Origin of the sequence: Halalkalicoccus jeotgali B3, from assembly GCF_000196895.1 — an archaeon.
GTDB lineage: Archaea > Halobacteriota > Halobacteria > Halobacteriales > Halalkalicoccaceae > Halalkalicoccus > Halalkalicoccus jeotgali.
Map to the genome: position 1 here is coordinate 284,789 of NC_014299.1, position 19,823 is coordinate 304,611.

Consider the following 19,823-nt stretch of genomic DNA (forward strand, 5'->3'; position numbering starts at 1 on the left):
TCTGAATGTCCGTATCTCTGCCGACTGTGAAGACGTCCCGGAAGATTTTGCGACCAATCGCTTAAATTGGATTTCTCGCTACTTATCTCGTCTGAGAAGACTATTTCCAGTCCGATGAGATCGAGGTGACTATCGAACAAGGATACGAGATGAATCGATCCTCACTGCCTCGACTCCGAGCATCACAATCAGCAGACGGTATCGATATCGAAGTCGGTGGACGCGTACTACCGGTCTTGAGTGGACAGCTCTACTAACTCCATACGTCCTCCAGAGCGGTGCTACTGATGCTCTCTTCATACTTTCTCAAGCAGAAAGCATACAGTAGCACCTCCTCTAAAGGCAGCTGATGGCAGATCTCATCATTCAGTCGGCGGTCAAGAACACGCTCACTGACCACAACGTGTCGGCGGATTTCTACGACGCACTCGACAAGGAAGTCGAGGAGTTACTCGAGGATGCAGCCCAGCGAGCAGCTGACAACGATCGGAAGACGGTTCAGGCTCGCGACCTCTAAGACCGACGGTTTTCTAGTGAAGGAGTGGAGGTGGACTCTCAATGTAGCTGCGGTTCGTAGAGTTCCTTCTGAAGATTGGCTCAAGCAACATATCGGAATCAAGTACCACCCGTAATTGTCCGTCACACGACGGCGATCCGGCGATCATCGATACTTAACGGGCCACGAGCTTGGCCACATGAACGAGTGCTCGTACACAACTCCACCAGCGTCAGGAATAACGCCCTCCAGCAATAGGCGGGCTTTCGCACAGCGACAGCGCTGCACGCCCACTGAGAGCCCTCGCTGTAGTACCCCTTGTCCTGAGTGTAGTCGCCCAACATAGCCACGCTGTCGAAACGCTTGCCAGCCATGGGATGGGCCCGATCGTCTCACTCGTGACACACCGCATTTCCGATGACTAAAACCACAACGAGTACCAACAGTACCGCTAACCGACCAGCCTGCAACGACAAAGAAGCCACCCTCGAATCCATCTACAAACAACTCGAAACGCTCATCGACTGCGTCGAGAAACTCGAAGCCGAAGTAGTAGCTGACTGTCGGAGCGGTTTGAGCGTATAAATATGATTATTGAACGACTGTCACTGGTATCGATGAATTATGTGCTACTGTCTTCGCCACAGTCCCTATAGCAAGCTGCTTTGGATCAGACTTTCCATGAATACCAATAATAATGTGATCAATAGCCTGTTCTTCAGCACAAGCCATGATAGTGGCTGCTGGATCTCCACCGAGAGATTCTGTTGAGATATCTACGCCCTGTTCCGCTGCAGTGACCTCGGCATTACGTAATAGAGCGTCTGTAGTATCGACTCGATCTCGTTGATGGGGGATTTCACCACCATCGGAGAGTGAACGATCAGTCACTGCTTCGCCGGGATCAGCAGCAGTGGTGTCATCGACGTGCAAAACAGTGATTTGGGACGTAGGATGGATATCACACGCGAACTGAAGTGCGTGCTGCGCAGGTGTCGAATCGTCTAGCGGGATGAGAATATGAGTCGCCATATATCTCATCAACAGTGCCTCTACTATAATAGTGTTTTTAATAAAACAAACAGGACATAGATAATTCACAGAATACCTACTTGATTTGGCTACAATTCCAACATGGATAGCAGATTATTAGCGTATAAGTACGGTTTGTCATCCATGATGTGATTTTCTGTGACCACATTCCGTGCATACGTAATGAGAGATTCGCCACCCACCACCCGTTGTATATTGAGCTTGGTAGGAGTTTTTCGATTGACACTGTGAACAAACTCTTGGAGGGGTACTGGTTGCAGGCTCATTCCACGTTGAAGATGGAGTATCTTGCTCAGTCGTGGCTAAGAGATAGAACACTACCCAGCCGACCCAACCGAGTACGCCGAGTGATCCAAATAGAAGAACAATGTTAGGGACACTATTGTATTCAATAAGCACCCATATGAGCCCAATCCAGGCAGCAGAGACCAGCAGTATGCCCTCAAAAGAGTGTGACGAAATTGGACCGATCTTCACTTCCATTTGTTTGAGACCACTACACTAGGAACAGCCTTAATTGATAGCAGTGTCCGTGATTGGCCAGCGGCTGAAAGAAAGACTGATAATACACCGAAACGGCGAGGAAGGAATCGTATTAGTGGGTGAAGTATTTATTGAGGAAGAATATCTTTATTGTTTCCATTATAGAGAGATGTATTGCACAAGTTCCAGTTTCTGAAATCCCTTCCCTACAGACGATATCCCTGCCTAATCATCGGTCCTCAGAGCCATGAGAGTCAATCCAATATCTACAAAATACATTTCGAAATAAAAAGCTGTTCTCAAGCGGGCTATACGGCTGAGCAGAACACGATAGTTACTGTCAGCAGATTTCCAGAGTTTGGATGAATTTTGGACTGGGTTCGGAAAACGCTCTTCTATTGATTGGTGGTGGAATCACACGGTGTGGGCCCCTGGATTCAGACACTACCTGTGGCACACACGACATGCACGATAACAGCCGAATCGTGTGAATAATCAACAACAGAGACAGGACAGAACCAGACTATGACGGAACAATCAGAGACAAACGATGACGCAAAACAGATGCCGGACTTCTCACTCAATCGGAATCCCGAGAGAGAACCCGAACAGGCGCCTACCGCCGAATCCGAGAGCGGACAATCCCGCCGCGGATTTCTCGCTGCATCCGCAGCAGTTGGACTCGGCGCCGCAGGCATGACCGGGTCGGCTAGTGCCCACGACGGTGGCGATGATGAGAGCAGTAAGTACCATGATGACGACGACAACAACAACAAAATGAACGAGATCGAAGTCGACGCAGGCGCTGGATTCACCGTACAGGATATCGTTGATAACCCAGACGGGTTTTTCGTGGACGTCCACACCGAAGAGTTCGTTCCCGGTGCGATCCGGGGGCAAATACACGGCGAACCAGGAGATACGCAGTTCCTCGTGCAGGCCGACGGTGACCAAGTCGTTGACGGTGACTCTGGCGAGGTTGGTATCGGTGATCCAGAGGGAAGTGGTCTCTATGAGCTAGAGCTGCAGCCCGAGGAGAACATCATCTGCTTCGACATCGCCGTCGATGTGACGCCACCATACCAGAGCCCTGCGAACACAGCAACCCACATTCACGAGGCGCCGGAAGGAGAGGCTGGACCGCCACGTGTCGTATTCCCGGATCCGACGCCGAATGATCCGGAGGTACAGCAGGTCCGAGAGAGCGTTGGCTGCCTGCCTGGTGAGTTCGCGACCATGACAGGTGTGATGATTCCTGTCGAGGACAATCCGCGAGTTGACGCCGATAACGTCGAAAAGAAAGAAGTGTACATGCCAAAAGACAAGGATTGTTAACGAAGACGACTGGTGTCTTCCCACGATCCCTTCAGCCGGCCCCAAACGGAGAAACTACCGAAGGGGTCCCGCCCTGGGAATCACTCCGCTGACAATCATCACCCTCTCTACTTCCGGTCTTTGACCAACGGGGAGGAGGCGTGGCAACAGAATAATAAAAAACGACGAAATGGGGCTGTGAGCCCGATACACTGCACAGTTGATGAACAACTCGACGTAACCGAAGCTCGGAGAACACAATGACTGACCACGACGACGCGAACGATAGGACGAACCGACAAACCGGCCGAATGCCCGATTACCCACTAAACAGGAGCTGGTCGGCTGGTCTGCACGTGAGCAATGAAGCAACTAAAGAGGAGACTGACGCTGCTCGTCACAGCTCTTCTCGGCGTGGGTTCTTAGCTGGAACCGCGGCTGTGGGACTCGGCGCCGCCGGACTTGCCTCACCGGCCGGGGCCGACAACCACGACGATAGCGAGAAGGACACTGGAGACTCCGAAATCGAGGACGGTGCACGCATTGTTCACCTCTCGCCCGATGCTCCCATTGTGGACGTCTACGTCGACGGAGAGCTGTGGTTTGAGGATGTCGAGCCATTCGTGACCCAGACACCATACCTTGAGTACGTGCCTGGAACATACACGGTCCAGTTCACCCCTGCCGGCGAGGGGCCCGAGGCGGCGGTCCTCGAATCCGAGGTCACCTTCGAGGAAGGACGCTATACGGTTGCCGCCGTTGGCGAAGCCTGTGCGGGAAGCGACGAACCACTACGGATCGTTTCCTTCGAAGACGATACGACACCAACGTCGTCGGGACACGCCCGTCTCCGGGGTATTCATGCATCAGTCGACGCTCCACGTGTCGATGTCACCGTTCGAAACGGCGAAGAGACCGTCTTTGAGAACCTCGGGTTCGGAGAGGGGGATTACGGCGAAGTGGCGGCTGACGAAACGGTTCTTGAGATACGCGAGAGCGCGACTGGTGAAATCGTTGAGCGCTTTGAGATCGGGTTCGAAGCGGGGGCAGTCTATACGGTGTTCGCCCTCGGATACGTTGATCCAACTACTGCACCCGAAAGCGCGGTCGAAAACGCCTCGTTTGCACTTGGGATTACTGAGGACGCGATACCGGGTGAACGGTAAGCCGATGACACATGTTGTCTAGATTCCGAGTAGTTGAATGGTTCTTCTATGAGCGATCAGAATGAACCGCTATCATTACAGTGGCAAGTGGAAATAAAGAGAATAATGGAGGCCGTTCTCTGGTACGTGCTCACCGGAACTCGCGGGGGGCCGAACCGGGTGCGCCTCCTGCAGGCGATTAATGAACGGCCACGCAATGCCAACCAGTTTGCCGAGGCTCTCGACCTCGATTACACGACGATTCGCCATCACCTCGAGGTCCTGATAGACAATGGGATGGTTCGGAAGAGTGGCGGCGACTACGGCGCGGTGTATCTGACAACCGAGCAGGTCGACCACCATTGGGAGACTGTCGAAACGATCAGCGAACAGGTGGAATGAGTATGGACGAATTTGGGAAAGTGTATATCCGAACACAGCAGAAAGAGGGCGTGTAGATGGGTCCCTGGACAGCAGCCGTCGCTCCGATCATCGGCTTCCCTCCGCTCTCTCTCTCCCTCGTAGCGACGGCGTTGGCGCCGCTGCAGGCCGACCCCGGTATCTGGCCAACGGTCGCTCGAGTCTCGGTTACACTGAACGCTCTCCTATTGCTTGCGCTCGGCGCTCTGTGGGCGCGTAACTATTGGCAGTTCCGTTCAAAACACACGCTTGGGCTGTTCGTTTTCTCACTGCTGCTGCTTGCGGAGAACGTACTGGCACTCTACTATTACATGGCTGATCCGACACTCGCAACGTGGTTTGCGACCGCTGTACCAGCGATCGCATGGCGTGCGATGATGCTGCTTCACGTCCTCGAAACGGTCGCGTTGGTCTTTCTCACGTGGGTCTCGTGGGACTGACCAATTAATTCGTCTCTTAGGCGGCCTTCACTTCCCATTTGAGAAGAGGTAGATTAGTGTTCCCAATTCAGACGAGTGGATAGTCGTTGAGTAGAGTCCGCTTAGATCCTGTCTGACTTTGTGAGGACCACGTAGATCAGGTAGAAGACACCGAGTTTCGAGGCGACTGCAGCGGCTAATGGGAGGAGACCACCGGAGAGGAGGAACGCGGCAATCGAAGCTACCGACACGACGATAGCGAACACCAATAGCGATCCCGTCAGATACAGTCCTCGTGACTCTACTACCATGGGAGAACATAATGGGTGATAACAGATAACAACGTTTCGATTGAACAGAATAGCTGCTCTACACTCAGATTTGAGAACAACAAACAAGTCTTGGTACTATGCACTGAAGTTGACTATGACTTTAATGACAAAGTACTACTGACAGGGTAGCCGATGCGAAAGGCCCTCGTTCCTGGGTTGGTTGGGCCGAGAACTCAGTGGCGAACGCTGAGAGACGCAAACCCGCCCAACCGCAACGTAGTGGGTGTACTACGCTGCGAGAGATAGTCACACGCCCAACTACTCGGCCTTTCGGCCATTGAGTGAATTAATTGTCTATACCAGATGATCCACACTGATATTAATGAATTTTAGATTTGCAGGTTGAGCAGAAGAGAGATTATATCCGCAATCACTATCGATAAGTCACCGTGGCACTAAGCCACAATCGCACACCTCGAAAACAGACGGCCCGTGAGGGGTGTGCACACTCAGCGGGGCAGTCCCGCGAGTTCCCACGATTCCACTGAATCGGGTGGGCGGCCTGACACCCCGGACCGCTCCACCCGCTCGTTGCGCACTCTTGGTACTCTCGCCGTCGTGCTCAGCACCGGCAAAACAGTCCGAATCGGCCGCTTGCGCTCACTCCTGCACCCACCTATTTCACGATTACTTCCTCGGGGAGAGTTGATTTAGTCTCTTCCCAATATTATCAAAGAAGTAACGCTATCATCAATACGAGACCATACAAAACTCATGGCAAACCGAGATACCGACACCGGCGCCACGAATATGATGGACCGCGAGGCCGTTCTCACGCTCTCGGAGCAGCGTGAGGACATGGACGCGCTCGCAGAGGCTGCCGGCCGATGCGAAAGCTATCTAACTATCCTTGGGAACTACCAGCGCTACGGGCGACCCGAATAGGCTCAGGCGGCCACCTGCGGCTCTCAGCGACCGATTGCCTTTCGCGGTAGGGGCTTGACAGTGGGTCGCACCCCCGAACCAATGATCCCATCGCTGGGCAACCTATGGGCATGCGCACAGATACAATATAATAATTACTATATAAAATTTGGACTGAAATTGGTCCGACTTCGGAAAGTGTTTATTCAGTACTTCGGTGTTGGTATAGTCGCGTTCCCACGACTATGTCCGACGACAACTCACAGCAGCCAACCGGAATCGACCGCCTCACAACAACCGTCAACGACCAGCTCACCTCACGTCGGAGGTTTATGACTACTTCGGCTGTCGCTGGAGCGGGTGCACTTGGCATTTCGATGCCAGCAAGTGCTCACGAACACGGTGAGGGTAATGGTGATAATGGCGACGAGGATTCGATGGAAATGATGGATGAGGAAGACGAGCTTGATGACATTGGAATCCTGAATTTCGCGCGAACGCTCGAATTCCTCGAAGCCCGATTCTATCGAGAAGGCCTCGATACGATCGGTGAGCAGGGACTCCGCTGCTCGGACCCATTGCAGGCTGTTGGTGGCGATGTTCAAGATCGTGCGTTCGACGACCTCCGTGTGATCCAGGAGCACGAAGAAACCCACGCTGAGGTTCTCGGAGAGACGATCGAGGATCTTGGTGGGGAGCCAATCGAGGAGCCTGAGTTCGACTTCGGCACCGCAACAGAAGATCCCATGGAATTCCTCCAAACAGCCGCCTTGCTCGAAGCAACGGGGACTGGCGCATACGCTGGTGCTGCACCGATGATCGAGAATGCAGACCTGATCCCGCCGGCCCTCAGCATCCACTCGGTCGAAGCACGCCACACATCGTTCCTGAACGTGCTCAACGGAGAGATCGGCTTCCCGAACGCGTTCGATGAGGCACTCACTGTCGATGAAGTTCTTGAGCGTGCCGGACCGTTCATTGTCGAGTAAGCGGTTAGGGCCAGTCATCAAGAGTGCGATCGACGCTAGACTGCCTTTTTGTAGCGAAATCATACGACCTGTGGTACAATCTTATAGTGCGCAGTTAGTGATCACTGACGGCTCCAAGTGAGATACTGACTGAATTCGAGAGATCGGGCTGTCCGGTTATTCTCAGGAATCAAATCGCAGCTATCGTTCGTGATCCTGTAAGTGAGAATGTACCATGGGACAAATAGACAAAGCATATGAGACTCGACTCAAATATAAATACTGTAGACGGTGCCTGAGGCGTTTACCAGCAACTGAATGATGGCTACCGGCCTACAATTGGATGAGTCTTGAGACGATGTGAGCACCCGTCTCAATTTTTTAACTCATCTAGTGTGGAAGTGAAGATACACCGAACTAAGTGACTTAGAGAACGGAAGCTGCCGAACTCTGCTGAAATCCTCCACAGATGAACTTGTCGGGTACCCAGTGCTATAGATAGGCGACCCATCTAGCGATTATGGTTCTATCTGAAGGGACTGCATCCCCATTTGCTCGTCAAGACGGAACCCGTTGTTTTCGTAAAACGCTCGTGCAGGACTCTCCTGCATCGTCAGTAGATAGACTCGTTCGACACTCTCCTTTTGCAACGTTTCGATGAGATGCGCTATGAGTGTCGTGCCGATACCGTGTCGTTGCTGGGACGGACAGACGCACATCTCTTTCAAATAAAAGTGCTCCCCCGTGTACCATTGCTCGAGATTCCCCATTACCAATCCAACAAGTTCCCCTCTGACAGAGGCGCCGTATCCTCGATAACCCGGCGTTTCAATGATTTGCGAGAGTCGTCTACGAGCTGTTTCGTCGGTCCAGTCATCCTCCCACGGCGGTTCGTTAAACACGGCACGATACAACTGGACTCCCTCGTCCAAATTGTCACGCGGGAAGGACTCGACGGAGACGGTCATTACAGATCGTTCGAGCCTGGGCTAGATAATCATTCCCTGGGAAGGTGCCCAATAGACCTCTTTGCGGCACGACACGATTGTCTCACTATTCACTGTCCCCGATTAGGAGGATTTCAACAAAGCCAATTGTTGGTACTGAATATGAAAGAGAGTCAGGCCTGTGCTCGCTCGACCGTCTCCTCGAGATGCTCTTCGCAGACATACTCCGAGAGGACGTCAGTGGTCAGCACGTAGTAGTCGGCTTCGTGATCACAATCATCGGTCGCACATGACCGTGGCGTATTCCGCTCGTCGAGTCCGAGGACGAGATCGACACCCGACCGATCAAGGCGGTTTGTCATAGCTACTGCTCTCTCAATGGACCATATAGTTCTTCTAGACCTCTGAGAGATATCTGTTCTGCCGTGGCTGTCTGAACCCAGCAGCTATAGACAAATCAAGTCGAGTAACCGTGCTCCACTTAGCTGAGCGATTCGATCGCGGTCGTAACATTCGTCATGGGATACAGCGTTGAGCTCGGCCTCTGCTTCTAGCTCAATAAGGAGTGTCTCACAATCAACCGAAGCAACGGCTGAACATCGAAATTGTCCGCTCACTGATCGACACGAGTTGTCTGGCGGTACGCTTCACGGTCCTCGTGAAAGCAATCTCCGACAACGATAGCATCAGCACCCGAACTGAGAACGGCATTCGCTTTCTGCGCCGAATCAATTCCACCACCGTACAGCAAATACGTCTCACTGAGCACCGTCGCTACGGCGTTGACAGCAGCTGTGCCTCCGAACTGGCCCGAGTACTCGACATAGAAGAGCGGAAAATCGTAGAACACTTCGGTGGCAAGAGCAGCTCCCCGGATCTCGTTTAGTGAGAGGGGTGCTGTAACCCCTGCAGTGGACGCGGCGTGCGAATCAACATTCTGAATCACGTATCCGACAGCACAGATCGTCTCAGCGACGCTTGCCAGAGATTCACTTTGACCCAGTAGCCCCTCAAAGTCCGAGCTAAGCTGCGTGAACATCTGCAGATGTTTGCCGACAAAATGAGCGTGGTCACCGTTGTAGATCGCAGGGACGAATAGCTGATCGATAGCTGCAATTGTCTCGACTGAGACTTGCTGTGACGAATACGGCTCCTGCAACACCGGTATTTCAGGAATTGAATCAGACACCTCTCGAATCGTTGTAAGCGTGTTTTCTTCCGTCACATTGTCTGACCCTCCAACAATGATTAGATCAGTGTACTCAAGCACGCCAAGATCAGTTGGGAGGGGTTTAGCCGGATCGATTTTAGTGATATGAGTAATTGCCGGCCACTCAATCGTCATGCCGAACACTTCAGTCTCAAGGGCGAAATGCGCTTGTATTGGAGAGGAAGCTATTCGGAGGGATCAGTAGTCCGAACTGCCTGCTGGCGACATGCCTGGTAGATCTCTGTTCCCCACTCGATCAGATCTTCGTGGGTACTGACAATAATCGCCGTATGCCGACCTTCACCTACCTCATTGTACGTCCCGATAGCAATCTTTTGCTCATCATACAGTCCAATACCGAGCGTCAATCGCTCATCCAACCGAAGCAGATCGTAGTGCTCGTATGACGAGGTATCCAATAGGTACTGCATATCTTCGTTCTGAGCGATTTTCTCATAGACGGAAGCGTCAATGATGCCTTCTCCATGCATTCCCAGCGAGAGCAGCCGGTAGTACATCTTGAATAGCGTTGGAGAATAGACCGATGTCAACGATCGATAGTTTGAGATTCGAGGATCACAGAGCTTGAGAGCCGCTTCGCTGACTAACCCCGGTGAACCAGGAGTTGAAACTACGAGATCGGCCTCCTGCAGAGCGTACGTTGGAAAGTCAGACCAACGCGGAGAAAGACGTTGGAGGAAGGGTGCTTTCTCTATTGCTTGTTCGGCTACTACCTCGAGATGTTCGTAGGCATGGAGAGTATCTTTACCTGAAGAAGTTAGCTGATAAGAATGGCCATCAGCGTCGCACCAGCCGTACCCAGCAAACGAGTGCAGTGCCCGCCAGACTGTTGTATGAGAGGGAGATTCTGGAGTATCAGATATTACCTCTCCAGGAGTCACAGGATGTACAGAAAGCGTCCGTAGTAATTCTATACGGCGCTGTGAACGGGTTATATCTGCCAGTTGCGTTTGGTTGGCTTCGTCAAGAAACCTCTCCAGTGACTGGAGGATGGACTGCCCACTCACCGTCAACCGGTATTCATTAGTATCCGACATCTGGTTGAGAAGGCCTAACGACAGACAATCCGAAAGGTGCGAAGAGGCGGTTCGTCGTGCAACATCTGCTTGCCTCGCGATTGCAGATGCTCCAGCTGATGAGTCACACTCTTGTAGTGCCTGTAATACCGCAAGGCGACTGGAATCACTGAGCCCGTTGATGAACTCGCGAACGATGATGCGTTTATCAGTAAGTGGATTCCGTGCTATACGCTCTCTGTCTGAATCGGCCACTTCCGTGTATCCCCCCACCATTTCTCTATAACTGCGTTCGACTCTGGACACCGACGGCAGAATAAGAATTGCTATCTGGCGATAATATCACGTATAATAGTCTCTGGGGCAGTTATTGAGGGGTACTGATGAATAGCGTTTACATGTGAGCATATATGATCCTGTAATATGGCCTCTCCGCTTCCGCCAACACCTACTGGTCATCCTGTAGTCGGTCACGCACTCCGATTTGCTCGTGGCCCGTTTGAGTTCGTCGACGATGCAACGACGGAGTGTGGCGACGCCTATCGAATGGAGCTTCCTGGTTCAAACGACATCTATGCACTCTGCCATCCAGAGTACTTCGAGCACGTTCTCGTGGCAGAGGTCGATTCGTTCACCAAAACCGAGGACTACCAGCAAGCATTCGGAAACGGGTTGCTGTCCACTGATGACTCACAGTGGCGCACACAACGGAACACCCTCCAACCGCTATTCTATCGGGACCACATCATGGATTTTGCCGATCAGATGAGCATGTGTACGCAGCGCCGCCTTGAGACGTGGCATGAAGGACAAACGCATGATATCGAATCCGAAATGAAGAATCTGACCTTTGAGATCCTCTTCTCGACTCTATTCGGCCGTGAAGTACAACCCGGCGAAGATGCTGAGCTTCGCGAGGCTGCTGACGGGATTAACGACTGGTTCGTACCTTCATCTTGGATGCTCCCCAACTGGATCCCAACGCCTGCTCGTCGCCGTTTCAAGCAGTCCAAATCCCGGCTTCGTGAGGAAGTTCGAGCCATCTTTGCAGACAATCGCGAACAATCACTCACAGAGAGCAAGGATATCCTCTCGCAGCTTCGTCGTGTCCACAATACGGATGCAGGTCTCTCGAAGAAAGAAATCGAGGATCAGCTCGTCACAATGGTCTTTGCGGGATACGAAACCACTGCGGTAGCTCTCGCATTTGCATGGTACTCCCTCTCTGATGATCCCGAAATTCGACGGGAGTTCCATCAGGAACTCGATATGGTGCTTGATGGACGGACACCGACGTTCAATGATCTCCCAGAGTTAGAGGTCACAGAGCGGATCGTTAAAGAAACACTCCGGTTGTTCCCGCCTGTCCATACGATTCCCCGCCGGACGAAACGGCCCGTCGAATTTGATGGATTCCACGTACCAGAAGGCGAAGAAGTCCATCTAGCTGTACTTCATGCACATCGTGATCCGACTATCTATGCGAATCCCACAGAATTTCAGCCCGACCGGTGGAAGGACGACTTAGAGGACGAAATACACGACTTCGGATATATCCCGTTCGGAGGAGGACGTCGAACGTGTATCGGCCGAGAGTTTGCGCTGTTGGAAGCGAAAATCGTACTAGCGACGATTGGACAGCACTTCCAGCTTACCGCTGACCATACAACAGACATTGAACTAGAGCCCCAGATCACTACTCAGTCAAAGAATGGAATTCCAATGACAGTCCAGCCACGAGAGGAATGATATCCATCTACGAACGAATGAGGGGGATGTAACAGTTAATTTGTCATGCTTTGATTGCGTGGCTATTGCAGGGTGTTTCACGGTGTGAACGTCCATGCAATTATATCTCTTCCAGCGGTTGCTCCATCTACAGAGAAATCACAACCAGAGAAGGTCAAAAATCAATCTTGACCACATGGGAATTCGCTGTCTAACTCCGTTCGGAAGCAGTGTCCGACCATCACCGTAGGACCGTGAATATCGGACGACTGCTTCTGTAGTGACGGAGGACGTCAGTGTATCGAATAGTGTGCGACCGAACGGATCACAATCCACTACACATGACGCCAATCACACCACGAAGCCCTGAGAATAAATGCTTTCTCACGGTACCAGCTGACCATCTAGCACAGCCTGCAGACCACCTGATCAAGGAGGAGACGATCTAATGCGAGTCGAGATCGACACCAGCCTCACCCAACTGTTCGCTGACACTCACCTCCCAACCGGGTCGACATGCACTCATTGCGATCACCCGTTTGACGCCGACGATCGCTGTATTCTGCTTGCAATCTGTCCAGAGGACGCATCAGCTTACACACTCACAGGGCCCTCCTGTCCCGATTGTGCCTATCAGACCATCTCCTCACCGACACTCGGATACAGTGAGCACCTCCTTACAGCACATCTTACGACAACAGCACACTCAAACGACGGGGCTCTCATCCTTTCGGACGTCCACACGATCCAAACAAGCCCGCCAAGCGAAGGATCAGCCATCACTGACGGGCCAGTAGCACTCGTTCCGACCGCTGACCTACCAGAACTCACAAACACTACCTACCATATCGAATGCGACGACGAGCAGCGGACACCACTGTGCAACTGTTCGCTCGACACAGAATACACGCGCGTTGCGTTCGCCGATCTCGAAACACCGAGCGCACACTGCTGTCAGACCTGCCGCAGCGTCTCTCAGAACAAAGATTGCTCGCTAAGAGAGAACCTCCACTACACCCAGGCTGAGACTGCTGGGTCACCTCCCAACCCAGCAATCGGCGAGCTCCAGCGAGCCAGACGCCCAGCACCAGGAACGAGCGCTCACGCCCACCAAGAGTAGTCCATACGAGAATGAGTGGACACTCCCACAGCGACAGCGCTCACTACAAACTGAGAGGCTTGCTGCTCGTTAGCGAGTCCTCACCAACGAGCTACGCGTCTGTACCGTTCTCTAGCCACGAGACAGGCCTGACCGTCTCACTCTCACTCTCTTTCCAATGACCGACACTACTACGACCAAGAGTATCGCTACCAATCGACCGACGGCCGACAATTCTACACTCGAAGCCGTTTGTGATCGTCTTGAGCAGCTCACCGACCGTGTCGATGAGCTTGAAACCGAACTCACACGGAAGGAAGATCGGATCGACGATCTCGAAAACACGGTCGCCGAGCAGGACACTATTCTAAATGCCGTCAGAAAGAAAACGGGCAACACTCGTGAGATGGTGCGAGAACTCCAGGAACGTGAGCTCGAGAAAAACGCGCACCTACGCTGGGAGAACGTCTATCCGCACAAGAACGATTTCGAGATCACCGCTGATAATTTCGAAAGATTCACCAAAGACGATGGCACCACGTACGCCCGCATTCCCGGTGGTGAGGATCCTCTCAACCGCGGCGGCGAACCAGCACTCACGCCAGGCGATCTGCTCCCTATTCAGCAGCTCGCACGGATGGATGATGATATGCTTCACTCGGCCGCTTCATCGAAGCCCATGCGACTTGCAGCAGAGGTCTGGCAGGATCACGAACAAACCCAGAGTAGGCTCTGGAACAAGGGTTGCAACGGGGTGCGCGAATACATCGATGCCGGTGAACTCGCCCAGTGGCTTCGCCACAACGAGCCGGGCGTGAGCAAGGAGTACAGCCAGAAGCTTGCCAGTCGAACGATCGATGCACTCACCGATCTCACGAAAGGCAGGCTCTACGTTAAACAGAAGAATCGTCGGAAGGACGGGCTCTCATACAAGGAACGGCGCGTCGTCCTTCCTGAAGAGTCCGAGATTCCTGGTGAGACCACACTCGAGACGGACTCTCCGGAGACAGCTGACGTCGGTGGCGAGTGATGTCCCCGGGCCCTAATCCCCGTGAGAACGGGTTAACGCTCTAACAAGAACTTATCCAGTCCCCACGCAAGCGGTTGTTTGGACGGTACGATTACTAGCGGGTACGTCCCGTGAACGGCTGGTGACGGCTCTAGCCAAGGACCCCCTTGAGAGGTTCCACTCTCGACAACGGCTGTCCATGGAGACTCGGCCTGTCTATACCCGTCATTTCTACCAGTATCGAGTAGCGGAATCCTCTGTTCAACGATGGCGTCAGTATACTTCTGTTGCCGCTGCTATCTGTTTCGAGTAAACCAATCCCTAGTAGACAACCGTTCCAATGAGAACTGAACTACGGGAGTCTTATTGAAGCTCACACTGAAGTCTCTACTGGTGAGATACCGATCCCTCCTTCCAGTCGGGGCTACCACCCTGACTGGCGCACTGTTTGCCGGTGTGGCGGCACTTCGATCATGCCAACACTCCCCGAAGCGTTCACTCAAACGCGCCATGGACGCGCTCAATCAGGATCGAATCGTCAAGACCCTCATGAAAGGAACCAACCGCGAGACGGAGGTCTACGAAGTCAACGGCCCCAAGGAGGGTCCGACAGCGGTGATTATTGGCGGGATGCACGGCAATGAGGTCAACGGTTATCGGGTTGCGGCCAACGCCACGAATTGGGAGCTCGACGCGGGTCGATTACTTGTGATCCCGCTGGCCAATATCGTCGCTATCGAACGAAACAGCCGCCAAGGACCGGATGGCGACCTCAACCGATTATTTCCCAGCGGACAGAAACCTGAAAGCGCTCTCGCTCGTGCGATCTGGGGCGTCGTCGAGGACACCGATCCAGACGTCGTGATCGATCTCCATCGTTCTCGCGGGCTATTCAATACCCATCATCGGTGGATTGGGCAAGTACTTCTCCTGACGGAAGCACATGGAGACAGAGCAATCGATACCGCAGAATATGTCGTCGATTATATGAACGAAAATTACGTGCCTCGGACGATGCGATTTCATCGGTTTACAATGGCGGACATTCACGATACCGACCGGGACACTGGGATGCTTATTCAGAAGGTCCAGCGCGATATAGGCGCTCCAGGCTTTCTCATTGAGTCGACGGAGTTCCTGCTCGATCTTGAGACGCAACTTCGGTGGACCACGACGATAACCGAACAACTGCTCGACCAGAATGGGATCCAGCGAACTGCATGATGGGTGAACGCGTTACTCTCAGAAAGCTCGTCATCGCGCCTGTTGTTTGGGTAAGTTTCGCGCTGTTGGTCTTTCCGCTTGCTCTGAGCGATATTGACTCGCGATTATTTTCCCCGCTTGCAGTCCCGGGATACGTCCTGTTTGTCTGCATGACGGTCATCGGAGATATCCTCCCCAAAGTTCGAAATTTTGGCTTCCGACTCTACTGGGTGCCCTTTATTGTCGTCTGTTATGGGGTCTCACTTACTCTTGGAGCTGGCTACTATGCGCTTTGTCGACGATACACTATACAACGATAATACGAGGATTTTTGAGATATCTGTGGTGTCGGAAAGTAGTGAAGACGGATCACATCTACGAACACCGACATCGAAGACCCAACCCAGGGTCTGGACGCACCATCCGAGGAGAGACCCGATGAGGGCGCCGATCCCGACGACGCGGTCTCCCAGACTACCGGTACACCGTTGGAACACAACTGTAGGCTCCCTAAGCTGTGATCGTTATCGGTGAACGGACATCGATCTCAAGCCAGTGTCACTCAACGTATTCTCGCAACAGAGCAACAGCCTGATCGACGATCTCTTCGGTGAGCCTTCCTTGCCAATCGGTGATCCACTCCGTCTTCACTGAATTTACCGACCACGGCATTATCGAACTCGATTTAGGGGCACCTCCTTCTTGCCAGTGCTCATCCAGGAGTACGATTCGTTCGTCATGCCACGTTCGCGTCGTCAGTGAAAGAGTGATATACTGTTCACCGTGAAACGGTGTCTCTGCTCGATTGATGAGCAGAAACGGGCGGCCAGTTGTGCTCTCATCTTTGAACGGGTCCGCTGCGAGCACAACGTCTCCGCGTTGCATACTCATCCGGATGGGTCTTCAGCAGCGTGTTCACGCCATTCGTCGAGATCCTCTGCACCGAACCGCTCATCCAGATCCGTTATCGTCCGATGGAATCGAAACGCATCGTGGACTCGTTGCTCATCACCGATCGCCCAGTAGTCACCCTTGTGCTGGACTAGCTCCCGATCCTGTAGCCGACGGAGAACAGTCCCGATCGAACTCTTCTTGATACTGGCCCCTTCTGCAATCTCGGAGGGTGTGAAGGCCTTGTCGTTGTTCCGATAGAGGAATCGAACGACCTTTTCAGCGTTCGTAACCTCGGTCAGCTCCTCACTGCTGCCGTCAGTGAACGTTTCAATATCGATTGGCATGTCTGTCAGTAGTGTCTCTAGTGTCATAAGCACTTGCTCGTCATTGGGTCATCGATATCACTACTACAGTATCGCAGTATAGACTTTGGAAATATGATATTTCTTAGTAGGTACTAGTAATTCTATTTGATTCTACCGAACTACCCAACGTACTTTTTGTGGCATTTCCGAACCTATCAAGATGTCTCCTGGGTAGCCTGTATCCAATCTTTGATGAGTTCGTTTACGTTGTAGAAGATAATCCCTACTGTAAGCAGGGTTGTTGTGAGAGAGACAATAAATCCTGGAGCGCCGCCGATAGTAGTGCCAACTAGACCACCGACAATTCCAACGATCATCAGCTCAACCCATGTTATCAAGATCCGCGAGCTGAGACGGGGCGTTGATGCGTTGCTACTCTTGTCGATCGCCTTGTTGTTGTCATTCATTAGTATGACTCATCTGCCTCTATTGGACCACTGAACACCGAGTAAAGGACGCCAAAGTAGAGGAAGATCAACGGCAACAAGAGCGCAGCCCCAATTGACATAATATTCAGCGGTAGCGGTGAAACAATAGCTGTCCCAACAGTGAGTCCCTCAACACGATCAATAGCCGGATACATCAATCCGGCAATGATACTAACTAATGTAAAAACGAGCCCTGCACCAGCAATAAATGCCACATAGTAGCGATCAGAGCGTGTTGCTACCGCATAGATTCCAGTAAGAACGAGATTTACGACGACAAGGCCTACAACTAAGAGCGATAGCAAAGCCGAGCGTAATTCAGGGGCAGTAAGATACACGGCACTCAGCGTCAGTACGACTAGAATGAGATAGAGTGCAAGTGCTCGATAGCCATCCGTTTTGAACTCGTCACGCAACTCGTTACGCGTCTTTAATCGAAGGAATGCGACGCCATCAACGACAGTCAGTGTGACGACCGTCAGCCCCACGATAATTCCTGGTAGCGTCATAAGGGTTGTTGCACCGAGCAACCAGTTCGCTAGGAATATCCCAAGTAAAAACGGTGCTGCGAAACTTCCGACGATGAACGCTCGTCCCCACCACCGCTGCCAGGGTTCGTCTTCACGCTGTTCGTACATCTCAGGTGCAAGACCACGGAGAATGAGTGCCCCGAGAATAGCAAACATCAGCAAGTAGTGGCGACTGAACAGATTCGCATACACAGCTGGGAAGGCTGCGAACAATGCGCCGCCGAACACAACCAACCACACTTCGTTACCGTCCCAGAACGGCGTGATAGCTGCGAGCAACTGCTCACGCTCGTGCTTGTCGTCTCGAGTTGCAAATAGGATCCCGACACCGAAGTCGAACCCATCGAGAAAGAGAAACATCCCGAGGATGAAAAATACGAGTCCAAACCAGATATCGGCCAGTGGGAGCCCAAACAGCGTGTCGCTTGCGAGGGTGCCAACGTCAGTCATCCGTACTCACCTCGGTTTGTGGCGGTGACGAACTCTCCGCCGTCGTGAGTTCGTCTCCGTCCGGCGGACCGGCACGGATGATACGCACAACAACGTATGTATACAGCGTTAGCAAGCCGAGATACACGATCGCGAATCCGACGAGAGTTGCCGTCGCCTCGGCACCTGTAAGCCCGGGTGAGACACTATCACTTGTCTTCATTACACCTTGGATAACCCATGGTTGGCGGCCGACCTCCGTGACGATCCATCCAAGCTCGACAGCTAGGAGTCCTAACGGCGCAGAGAGCATGAGCGCCTTGTGGAGGAGATCATCCTCGTACAGCTCACTGCGCCACCAACGGTAGACGCCCCAGAACGCAAGCAAAATGAACCAGAACCCAAGAGCAACCATGATTCGGAATGACCAGAAGACGATGGCGACAGGTGGCTGTGGGCCTTCGAACTCATTGAGGCCTTGAATCGTTGCTTGTGGATCGCCACCACTGGCAAGCCATGAGGCACCACCTGGAATTCCAAGTCCGAAGATCTCCTTCGCTCGCGGGTCTAAGAGATCTTGAATACTCGTTGGAAAAGCAACGATATATTCAGGGACGTATGAATCCGTCTCCCAGATCGCCTCCATTGCAGCGAACTTCTGTGGTTGGGTTTCAACGACGTGGCGGGCATAGAGATCGCCATGAATCGCTTGGAGCGGTGCCGTGATGACCAAGACGACGAGAGCGATTTTCAGCGTCGCTTCCCAGAACTCGATATTGTCAATCGGATACCCCCAGATGTGATGTCTGAAGACGTAGTAGGCGCCAATACCAGCCATAAGAAGGGCTACTGATTCAACGGCCGCGTTCTGCATATGAACGAACATCCAGGGGAATCGGGGATTCAGGTAGGCTGCTATCGGATCGACGAGATGGACAATCGGCTGGCCATCCTCCATCACGACTTCGAATCCACGTGGGGTCTGCATCCACGAGTTCGCGATGAGGATCCAAACTGCCGAGAGCCACGTCCCGAGACCAACAGCAATACTCGATAAGAAATACAATCGGTCAGAAACCCGCTCTCGACCGAAGACGAAGATACCGAGGAAGGTTGCTTCCAGCATGAACGCCATCATTCCTTCGAGTGCAAGTGGTCCCCCGAATAGCTCACCGGCAGTTTTCGAGAAGGCAGCAAAGTTCGTCCCGAATTCGAACTCAAGGACGAGCCCGGTCACGGTTCCAGTAGCAAAGCTCACGGCGAAAATTCGCGTCCAGAATCGACGGAGCTGCTCGTAGATTACCTTGTCCGAACGAATATCTTTCCACGTGAAGTAGATGAGAAACGGCGCAAGTCCCATACTCACTACCGGAAAAATGATGTGAACGATAACTGTAAGAGCGAACTGGATCCGACTCGCCAATACCGGATCAAGCATTGGTATCACCGT

The 19,823-nt window shown here is 52.7% G+C and carries 21 protein-coding genes; 10 read left to right on the top strand and 11 right to left on the bottom strand.

Going from position 1 to position 19,823, the window contains the following annotated elements:
* Positions 1-349: 349 nt before the first annotated feature.
* Positions 350-517 carry a DNA-binding protein gene (locus tag HACJB3_RS17740; protein ID WP_008413732.1) on the top strand — a complete coding sequence of 56 codons (168 nt, stop codon included), beginning with the start codon at positions 350-352 and terminating at the stop codon, positions 515-517.
* Between the two features lie 570 nt (positions 518-1,087).
* Here HACJB3_RS17740 and HACJB3_RS19360 read toward each other — a convergent pair.
* Positions 1,088-1,528 (bottom strand): universal stress protein, encoded by a 441-nt coding sequence (locus HACJB3_RS19360; RefSeq protein WP_008413730.1) that lies wholly within the window; start codon positions 1,526-1,528, stop codon positions 1,088-1,090.
* Between the two features lie 1,029 nt (positions 1,529-2,557).
* Here HACJB3_RS19360 and HACJB3_RS17750 point away from each other — a divergent pair.
* The 4 genes from HACJB3_RS17750 to HACJB3_RS17765 all read left to right on the top strand — a co-directional run bounded on the left by HACJB3_RS17750 (position 2,558) and on the right by HACJB3_RS17765 (position 5,351).
* On the top strand, positions 2,558-3,367 hold the full coding sequence (locus tag HACJB3_RS17750; RefSeq protein ID WP_238532931.1) for a hypothetical protein: 810 nt from the start codon (positions 2,558-2,560) through the stop codon (positions 3,365-3,367).
* A 239-nt stretch (positions 3,368-3,606) separates the two neighbouring features.
* A complete protein-coding gene (locus tag HACJB3_RS17755) occupies positions 3,607-4,512 on the top strand; it encodes a DUF4397 domain-containing protein (RefSeq protein WP_238532932.1) in 906 nt (301 codons plus the stop codon).
* A 105-nt stretch (positions 4,513-4,617) separates the two neighbouring features.
* Positions 4,618-4,893, top strand: a complete 276-nt coding sequence (locus HACJB3_RS17760; RefSeq protein ID WP_008413725.1) for a winged helix-turn-helix domain-containing protein — start codon at positions 4,618-4,620, stop codon at positions 4,891-4,893.
* Positions 4,894-5,024: 131 nt separating this feature from the next.
* On the top strand, positions 5,025-5,351 hold the full coding sequence (locus HACJB3_RS17765) for a hypothetical protein (RefSeq protein ID WP_238532962.1): 327 nt from the start codon (positions 5,025-5,027) through the stop codon (positions 5,349-5,351).
* 101 nt (positions 5,352-5,452) lie between these two features.
* Here the strand turns inward: HACJB3_RS17765 and HACJB3_RS17770 are convergent, their stop codons facing one another.
* Positions 5,453-5,641, bottom strand: a complete 189-nt coding sequence (locus HACJB3_RS17770) for a hypothetical protein (RefSeq protein ID WP_008413723.1) — start codon at positions 5,639-5,641, stop codon at positions 5,453-5,455.
* Positions 5,642-6,376: 735 nt separating this feature from the next.
* Here HACJB3_RS17770 and HACJB3_RS20420 point away from each other — a divergent pair.
* Positions 6,377-6,547 carry a hypothetical protein gene (locus HACJB3_RS20420; protein ID WP_008413722.1) on the top strand — a complete coding sequence of 57 codons (171 nt, stop codon included), beginning with the start codon at positions 6,377-6,379 and terminating at the stop codon, positions 6,545-6,547.
* Between the two features lie 224 nt (positions 6,548-6,771).
* Complete coding sequence (locus HACJB3_RS17775; protein ID WP_008413721.1) at positions 6,772-7,515, top strand: ferritin-like domain-containing protein; 744 nt, start codon at positions 6,772-6,774, stop codon at positions 7,513-7,515.
* A 497-nt stretch (positions 7,516-8,012) separates the two neighbouring features.
* On the opposite strand, the gene HACJB3_RS17780 is transcribed toward HACJB3_RS17775, so the two are convergent.
* From HACJB3_RS17780 to HACJB3_RS20915, 4 genes are all read right to left on the bottom strand, one after another.
* Positions 8,013-8,462 carry a GNAT family N-acetyltransferase gene (locus HACJB3_RS17780; protein WP_008413720.1) on the bottom strand — a complete coding sequence of 150 codons (450 nt, stop codon included), beginning with the start codon at positions 8,460-8,462 and terminating at the stop codon, positions 8,013-8,015.
* Positions 8,463-8,614: 152 nt separating this feature from the next.
* Positions 8,615-8,803 (bottom strand): hypothetical protein, encoded by a 189-nt coding sequence (locus tag HACJB3_RS17785; RefSeq protein WP_008413719.1) that lies wholly within the window; start codon positions 8,801-8,803, stop codon positions 8,615-8,617.
* Positions 8,804-9,054: 251 nt separating this feature from the next.
* Entirely contained in the window at positions 9,055-9,786 is a 732-nt protein-coding gene (locus tag HACJB3_RS17790; protein WP_013199679.1) for a heptaprenylglyceryl phosphate synthase, read from the bottom strand.
* Positions 9,787-9,836: 50 nt separating this feature from the next.
* Positions 9,837-10,943, bottom strand: a complete 1,107-nt coding sequence (locus HACJB3_RS20915; RefSeq protein ID WP_238532933.1) for a transcriptional regulator FilR1 domain-containing protein — start codon at positions 10,941-10,943, stop codon at positions 9,837-9,839.
* A 168-nt stretch (positions 10,944-11,111) separates the two neighbouring features.
* Here HACJB3_RS20915 and HACJB3_RS17800 point away from each other — a divergent pair, with 168 nt between their 5' ends.
* The 3 genes from HACJB3_RS17800 (at position 11,112) to HACJB3_RS17810 (ending at position 15,748) form a co-directional block, all read left to right on the top strand.
* A complete protein-coding gene (locus tag HACJB3_RS17800) occupies positions 11,112-12,437 on the top strand; it encodes a cytochrome P450 (protein ID WP_049934761.1) in 1,326 nt (441 codons plus the stop codon).
* Between the two features lie 1,256 nt (positions 12,438-13,693).
* Positions 13,694-14,545: a hypothetical protein gene (locus HACJB3_RS17805; protein ID WP_008413712.1), complete on the top strand. Its 852-nt coding sequence runs from the start codon at positions 13,694-13,696 to the stop codon at positions 14,543-14,545.
* Between the two features lie 489 nt (positions 14,546-15,034).
* Positions 15,035-15,748: a succinylglutamate desuccinylase/aspartoacylase family protein gene (locus HACJB3_RS17810; protein WP_008413711.1), complete on the top strand. Its 714-nt coding sequence runs from the start codon at positions 15,035-15,037 to the stop codon at positions 15,746-15,748.
* A gap of 537 nt (positions 15,749-16,285) precedes the next feature.
* Here HACJB3_RS17810 and HACJB3_RS17815 read toward each other — a convergent pair.
* From HACJB3_RS17815 to HACJB3_RS17835, 5 genes are all read right to left on the bottom strand, one after another.
* Positions 16,286-16,612 carry a type II toxin-antitoxin system PemK/MazF family toxin gene (locus HACJB3_RS17815; protein ID WP_238532934.1) on the bottom strand — a complete coding sequence of 109 codons (327 nt, stop codon included), beginning with the start codon at positions 16,610-16,612 and terminating at the stop codon, positions 16,286-16,288.
* Between the two features lie 2 nt (positions 16,613-16,614).
* Positions 16,615-16,965, bottom strand: a complete 351-nt coding sequence (locus HACJB3_RS17820; RefSeq protein ID WP_049934827.1) for a MarR family transcriptional regulator — start codon at positions 16,963-16,965, stop codon at positions 16,615-16,617.
* 176 nt (positions 16,966-17,141) lie between these two features.
* Positions 17,142-17,393 carry a hypothetical protein gene (locus HACJB3_RS17825; protein ID WP_008413708.1) on the bottom strand — a complete coding sequence of 84 codons (252 nt, stop codon included), beginning with the start codon at positions 17,391-17,393 and terminating at the stop codon, positions 17,142-17,144.
* Positions 17,393-18,394, bottom strand: a complete 1,002-nt coding sequence (gene cydB, locus HACJB3_RS17830) for a cytochrome d ubiquinol oxidase subunit II (RefSeq protein ID WP_008413707.1) — start codon at positions 18,392-18,394, stop codon at positions 17,393-17,395. The genes HACJB3_RS17825 and cydB overlap by 1 nt, the downstream gene beginning before the upstream one ends.
* On the bottom strand, positions 18,387-19,811 hold the full coding sequence (locus HACJB3_RS17835; protein ID WP_008413706.1) for a cytochrome ubiquinol oxidase subunit I: 1,425 nt from the start codon (positions 19,809-19,811) through the stop codon (positions 18,387-18,389). Before HACJB3_RS17835 ends, cydB begins: the two co-directional genes overlap by 8 nt.
* Positions 19,812-19,823 lie beyond the last annotated feature (12 nt).